Annotated in this window: 2 protein-coding genes; both read right to left on the bottom strand. The window is 67.4% G+C overall.

Annotation, left to right across the window (positions count from 1 at the left end; all coding sequences use genetic code 11):
• A partial coding sequence (locus EF834_RS17980) for a non-ribosomal peptide synthetase (protein ID WP_127948642.1) occupies nt 1-5,280 on the bottom strand: 5,280 nt, incomplete at its 3' end.
• Nucleotides 5,281-5,386: 106 nt separating this feature from the next.
• A partial coding sequence (locus EF834_RS17975) for a condensation domain-containing protein (protein WP_164874178.1) occupies nt 5,387-7,680 on the bottom strand: 2,294 nt, incomplete at its 5' end.

Raw genomic sequence — 7,680 nt, 5'->3', positions numbered from 1 at the left:
GACCTCCGGGAACACCGTCCGCAACGCCTCGTGCCGGCCCACCACATCGACCATCGCCGCCCGCAACCCGGCCACATCCAACGACCCCGACAACCGGATCGCCATCGGAATGTTGTTCACCGCCGACTCCGGATCGAACCGGTTCAGGAACCACATCCGCTGCTGCGCCAACGACAACGGCACCCGATCCGGACGCGGACCGGCCACCAACGCCTTCCGCGCACCCCCACCGGCATGCCGCTCGACCGCGACCGCCAACGCGCCGACCGAGGGCGCCTCGAACAACACCCGCACCGGCACCTGCGCATCCAACGCAGCCCCCAGACGCGAAACCACCTGCGTCGCGACCAGCGAATTACCACCCAGAGCGAAGAAGTCGTCATCCAAACCGACCCGCTCGACACCGAGAACCTCCCCGAACACACCCGCCACGATCTCCTCGACCGGCGTCGTCGGAGCCCGGAACTCGCGGGCCTGAACCGTCGGCGCCGGCAACGCCCGCCGATCCAGCTTGCCGTTGACGTTGAGCGGAAGCCGATCGAGCACGACGAACACCGACGGCACCATGTACGACGGCAACACCCGCGCCAGAACCGATTCGACCTCGGACACATCGAGCGCCCCGGCATCGGCGGCGACGACGTACCCGACCAGACGCTCACCGAGCACCTCGTCCGCCCACACCGTCACCGCGGCCTCCGCGACCGCGTCCTGAGCACGCAACGCCGCCTCGATCTCACCGAGCTCGATCCGGAACCCACGCACCTTCACCTGGAAATCGGCGCGGCCGACGTAATCGAGGGTCCCATCCGGCCGCCACGCAACCACATCCCCGGTCCGATACATCCGCTCACCACCGGCGGCGTACGGATCGGCGACGAACCGGTCCGCCGTCAACCCCGCCCGCGCGAAATACCCACGCGCCAACTGGGCCCCGGCCAGATACAACTCACCCGGCACCCCCACCGGCACCGGACGCAACCGGTCATCGAGCACCAGAAGCCGCGTGTTCCACTCCGGGCCACCGATCGGCACCGCCGACCCCGACACCTCCCCGACGAGCTGCGCGGTCACCGACACCGCCGCCTCCGTCGGCCCATACAAGTTGAACAACCGCGCCGACGACGCCCCCGCGAACCGCGCCGCGGTATCGACCGGCAACACCTCACCGATCGCCAACACCCGCACCAACGACCCCGGCAACCGATCACCCGACTCGACCAACAACGCCTGCAACATCGACGGCACCACATGCAACGTCGTCACCGACTCACGCCGCATCACCGCGTTCAAATACCCCGGATCCCGATGCCCGTCCGCATCCGCGACCACCAACCGGCCACCCGAGGTGAGCGCCGACCAGAACTCCCACACCGACAAATCGAACGTCGCAGCCGTCTTCAACAACGCCGCATCACCCGAACCGAGCCCGAACTCCACCCGCTTCCACTCGAGCTGATTCACGATCGCCGCATGCGCAACCGCCACACCCTTCGGCCGCCCCGTCGACCCCGACGTGAAAATCACATACGCCGTGTTCGACGCCCGCAACGGCGCCACCCGCTCGAGGTCGGCGACCGGACCATCAACCAGGCCGGTCTCGTCGAACGAATCGACATGCACCACAGGAACATCGGAGCCGGGATCGAACCCGTCCCGGGTGGTCGAGAGGACCAGCACCGGATCCGCCGTGTCGAGGATGTAGCCGACCCGCTCGACCGGATGATCCGGATCGACCGGCACATACGCGCCACCGGCCTTCGCGACCGCGTACATACCCACGACCAACTCCACCGACCGCCGCATCGCCAACGCCACCCGCGACTCCGGACCCACCCCCGCGGCGATCAACAGCCGCGCAAGCCGGTTCACCCGCGCATCGAACTGCCCGTACGTCAGCCGCTCCTCACCGGCGACGAGCGCCGGCGCCGCCGGCGCCGCCGCGACCCGCGCATCGAACAGATCCACCAACGTCGCCGACCCATCCACCCGGCGCCCGGTCTCGTTCCAACCCTCGAGCACCACACCACGCTCGTCGGCGTCGATCATCTCGAGATCCCCGACCGGTGTCGCCGCATCGGCCACCACCGCCCGCAACATCCGCGCATACATCCGCGCGAACCGCCGCGCGGTGTCCTCGGTGAACAGATCCGTCGCATAAGTGAATTCGATTGCCAGATCCGCCGGATTCCCGGTCTCGTCGACACTGTCGACGACCGTCACATGCAGATCGAACTTCGCCAGATCCGTCTCGACCTCGAGCGGCGCCACCTCGAGACCAGGCAACTCGAGCGCACCGATCCGCATGTTCTGGAACGAGAACCCGACCTGGAACAACGGATGCCGCGACGCCGACCGAACCGGATTGAGCACCTCCACCAGACGCTCGAACGGCAGATCATCATGCGCATACGCATCCAGATCCACCTCACGCACCCGCGACAACAACTCCGTGAACGACTCCGCCGGATCCACCTGCACCCGGAGTGCGAGGGTGTTGACGAACATGCCGGCCAGGTCCTCGAGTGCCGGCTGACCACGACCGGCGATCGGGGTGCCCACCACGATGTCCCGCGACCGCGACAACCGCGCCAGCAACACCGACAACACCGCATGCATCACCATGAACGAGCTCGCACCCCGAGCCCGACCCAACTCCACCAAAGCCCGATGCGTATCCGCATCCACCTCTGCGGCGACCGTGGCACCCGCATACGACTGCTGCGCCGGACGCGGACGATCCACCGGCAGATCCAACTGATCCGGAATACCCGCCAACTGCCCACGCCAGTACCCGATCTGACGCGCAATCACCGACTCGGCGTCGTCCTCCGAACCCAGCACCTCCTGCTGCCACAACGCATAATCCGCGTACTGCACCGCAAGCGGCTCCCAGCCGGGAGCCGCCCCGGCGGTCCGCGCCGTGTACGCGGTCATCACATCCCGGATCAGCGGGCCGGTCGACACACCGTCCGACGAGATGTGGTGCACCACGAACACCAGCACGTGCTCGGTCGGCGACACCTCGAACAGCCGCACCCGCAGCGGCGCCTCGGCCGTGACGTCGAATCGTGTGGTGGCGACCTCGATCACCCGGTCACGGACCTGGTCGGCCGGGACCTGCTCGGGACCGAGATCCCACCCCGCCAGCGCCTCCTCGACCGACAGCACCACCTGGTAGCCGATGCCGTCGACCTCCGGGTACCGGGTCCGCAACGACTCGTGCCGGCCGATGACATCGACGATGGCCGTCCGCAGCGCGTCCACATCCAAACCGCCCGACAACCGGATCGCGAACGGGATGTTGTAGGCCGCGGACTCGGGTTCGAGACGGTTGAGGAACCACATCCGTCGCTGCGCCAGCGACAGCGGCACCCGATCCGGACGTGGACCTGCGACAAGGTCCGGATAGGCATCGTCACCGGAGGCGTTGTCGATGTGCGCGGCCAGTGCCTCGACGGTCGATGCTCCGAACACGACGCGGACGGGGATCTGGGCACCCGCGGTCGCCGACAGTCGTGAGACGACCTGCGTCGCCATCAGGGAGTTTCCGCCGAGTTCGAAGAAGTCGTCGTCCCGTCCGACCCGCGGGGTGTCGAGGACCTCGGCGAACACGGCGGCGACGAGTTCCTCGGTCGAGGTAATGGGGGCGCGGAACTCCTTGGCTTCGAACACCGGTTCCGGCAGCGCCTTCCGGTCGAGCTTGCCGCCTGGAGTCAATGGGATCTCGTCGAGCACCATCACGGTCGCGGGCACCATGTGCCGCGGCAGGGAACGCCCGACGAAGTCGATCAGCGCGGCAGTGTCGATCTCACGACCGGATGCCGGATGCACATAGGAAACGAGAACCTTGCTACCCGTTGATGACTCGTGGGCCACGCTTGCGGCGAAGTCGACGTCGTCGTGAGCGGCGAGCGCGGCGTCGATCTCGCCGAGCTCGATGCGGAAGCCGCGGATCTTCACCTGGTCGTCGGAACGTCCGACGTACTCGATCTGTCGGTCCGAGTTCCAGCGCACCACGTCGCCGGTGCGGTACAGCCGAGTACCGGCATCTCCGAACGGGTTCGCAACGAAGCGTTCCGAGGTCAGCCCAGGGCGCCCGAGGTAGCCGCGGGCTATGCCGGCGCCGCCAAGGTACAGCTCGCCCGGGACTCCTGCGGGAACGGGCCGCAGACGTTCGTCGAGGACGTACGCCATGGCGCCGCGGATGGCGCGCCCGATCGTCACAGGCTCGCCCGGCACCAACGCATCGGAGATGTTCGACGCCACCGTCGCCTCGGTCGGACCGTACGCATTGAACATCCGCCGCCCACCAGTAACCCACCGGGCCACCAGCTCCGCCGAACACGCCTCACCACCGACAACCACCACACGCAGCGCATCCAGACCCGACGGATCAACCGACGCCAACGCCGCCGGCGTCACGAACGCATGCGTGACCCCCTGCACCCGAAGAAGCTCCGCCAACTCGTGGCCACCGTAAATCGACGTCGGCGCGATCACCATCGTCGCACCCGCCCCGAACGCCATCAGCAACTCGAGAACCGACGCATCAAAACTCGGCGACGCGAAATGCAACGTCCGCGCACCCGCCTCGAGGCCATACCGCTCCACCTGCTCGGCCGCGAACGCCGCCAACCCCGTGTGCGTAACCACCACACCCTTGGGCACACCCGTCGAACCCGACGTGTAGATCACGTAGGCGGGATCGGCGTCGGTCAGCGTGCGTGTGCGGTCGGCGAACGTGATCGGATCGGCCGAGTGCGCGGCGAGGACACTTTCGAATTCCTCGTCGAGGGTGAGCCACTCGACGCCGTCCGGGAGCGAAGCCCGTGCCTCAGAGGTGGTGATTCCGATGACGGCGCCGGAATCGGTGACCATGTGTGCGACGCGATCGGCGGGGTAGTTCGGGTCGACGGGGACGAAGGCGGCGCCGGCCTTCGCTACACCCCACACCGATGACACCGATTCGATGGAGCGAGGAATGGCGACGGCGACCAGGTCGCCGGGTCCGATACCGCGTTCGATCAGCACTCGGGCCAGTCGTGAGGACCAGGCATCGAGATCCTCGTACGAGCGATTGCGGTCGCCGCACACAAGGGCGGTGGCGGAGGGGTCGCGTTCGACAGCGGCTGCCAACAGTTGGGGCAGCGTCGTCGCGCTCGACCGGCTCCGGCGTGCCGGCCGTTCTCTGCGTTCGGGACGCCGACGTCTGGTCCGCTTGCCCTCGCCGCTGTCCGCACTGTCCACTGCGCTCGACTCCAAACCCTGATCACTCATGCGGACCTGACACCTCGTGTATCGCTCGTCGGCATTTCACTACGCACCACGGTGGCTCTTTCCCCTAGCACCTACATCGCTCGGCGGACAATCCGCCATTATCGCCTCAGGCCGTCCACGTTTCTGTGTCGGCAATCACCCGCGCGATGTTCGGCATCTGCCCGGACTGTTGGCCACCGGTCAATATCAGAACCTCGAGGTCTTCGAGTTCTTCCAGGTCGAGGCCGAGTGCTTGCTGCTCCGGCATGAACGCGTGGGTAACCCATTCGTCCGCCAGAAGGTCGGTAATCTCACCCTCGGCTACCCCGGTGACGACCGTCGCCGCACCCGCAGTCATGGCCAAGAGCAGTTCCATGGCCGACCAACTACTGCTCAGGGTTTCGGTGCACGCCGTGCGCGACTCGTAGGTGATGTCGAAGCGCGCGCGGTCCCGGTCGGCCAGGGCCACGATGTGCCCGTGAGTGAGAACGGTGCCGTCGAGTCCGACGACAGCGGGGTCTTCGGGCCTCAGGCGCGTAATCCTCTCGGCATAGGTGACCGGTCGGCTGGACTGCGCGTCGATCTGAGCGCGGCTCGTGTCGAGCACGATCCACGCAACTCCGTCGGGAAGCGCCGCGACGTTGGCCGTGGTCGTGATGCCAACCTTCGCCTCGAGCTCGAACGTCAGAGTCTCCGAGTTCGTAGCAGGGCCAGCGTCCTCCGCTTCGACAAGCGTGAGCGCCGCGCCGGACTCGAGCACGGCCCACACCGCGACGACCATGTCCGCTGATCGCGGCACGGCGACAGGCACGCGGTGGCCCGGACCGACTCCTTCCGCGATCAGGACCCGAGCCAGGCGTGCCGCCTGCTGCGCGAGGTCGCTGTAGGTGGTTTCCTCTCCGTTGTCGGAGAGCGCGGGTGCCTCGGGGTCGGCTTCGACGACCGATGCCAGGATCTGCGGCACCGTGCTGTCGCTCGGTAGCACCGCATCCCCGGTGTCGCTCGATGTCTCATCGGCCACCGGCTCGCCCAGCAGCTGTGCTCGTTCCTCGTCGGAGGCGATTTCGATGTCGCCGACGACTGCCAACGGGTCCGCGGCGACAGCCTCGAGCACGCGCACGAAGCGCTGTCCGAATGTGACCGCCGTCGATTCGTCGAACAGGTCCGTGGCGTAGGTCACCAGCGCTTCCAACTCCCCGAGCGGCGTCGGGATGAGGGTGAGTTGGAGGTCGAACTTCGCTACCGAATCGACGTCCGGAACGACGTCGACCGTCAAGCCCGGCAGCTCGAGGCTCGCCCGCTGCTGGTTCTGGAACGAGAGCACCGTCTGGAAGAGCGGGTGTCGTCCGGTCGAGCGGGCCGAGGCCGGCGCGACGGCCCCGACGACGCTTTCGAAAGGCACGTCCGCGTATGAGAACGCACAGAGGTCCGTCTCGCGGGCCACTGCAACGACCTCCGCGAACGTCATCGCCGACGAAAGTTCGGTGCGCAGAGCGAGCGTGTTGACGAACATCCCGGCCAGGTCGTCGAGTACGGCCTCTCCCCGGCCCGCGACCGGTGTGCCGACGGTGACGTCCCACGTTCCACTGAGCCGAGCCAGCAGCACTGAGAGTGCGCTGTGCGCGACCATGAACAGCGACGAGCCCTGCTCCTGGGCAAGCGACTCGAGCGCGGAGTGGAGGTCGACGGGGATCGTGAAGGCGATCTCGGCTCCGTGCATGGACGGCTCAGCCGGGCGGGGCCGGTCCGTCGGCAGCTCGAGCGCCTCGGGTGCACCGGCCAGGGTTCGTTCCCAGTATTCGAGCTGCGCGGCAGCGACCGTACCCGGCTCCTCGGCAGAGCCGAGAACCTCCCGCTGCCACAGCGCGTAGTCCGCGTACTGCACAGGGAGCGGCGACCACTGCGGAGCCTCGCTTTGGCAGCGGGCCGCATAGGCGATCATCAGGTCCCGCGCCGTCGGTGCCATGGACAGCCCGTCCGCGCTGATGTGGTGAACCACGAAGACGAAGACGTGGACGTCGTCCGAGAGCCGGAACAGGCCAGCCCGCAACGGGGCTCGACTTGTCACGTCGAACCCACGGCCGAGCAGGTCCATCATCCGGGCACGCAGGTCGTCCTCGCCCTCGACGACGACCTGAGCGAGATCCAGGTCGGCGCTGTCCGCGGGAACGATCACCTGGTGCGGGCCGTCGGCGTCCTCCGGATAGTACGTCCGCAGCGATTCGTGCCGTACCACGAGGTCCTGCAGCGCAGCCTGCAGTGCGTCTGTATCGAGCCGTCCGGTAAGCCGCAATGCGAATGGGATGTTGTAGGCGGCGGACTCGGGTTCGAGACGGTTGAGGAACCACATCCGCTGCTGCGCGAGCGAGAGTGGGATCCGGTCCGGACGCGGACCGGCCACCAACGCCTTCCGGCCGCCGC

Source organism: Rhodococcus spongiicola (assembly GCF_004011835.1).
GTDB classification, from domain to species: Bacteria; Actinomycetota; Actinomycetes; order Mycobacteriales; family Mycobacteriaceae; genus Prescottella; species Prescottella spongiicola.
This window is presented reverse-complemented; position numbering and strand designations above follow the sequence as displayed.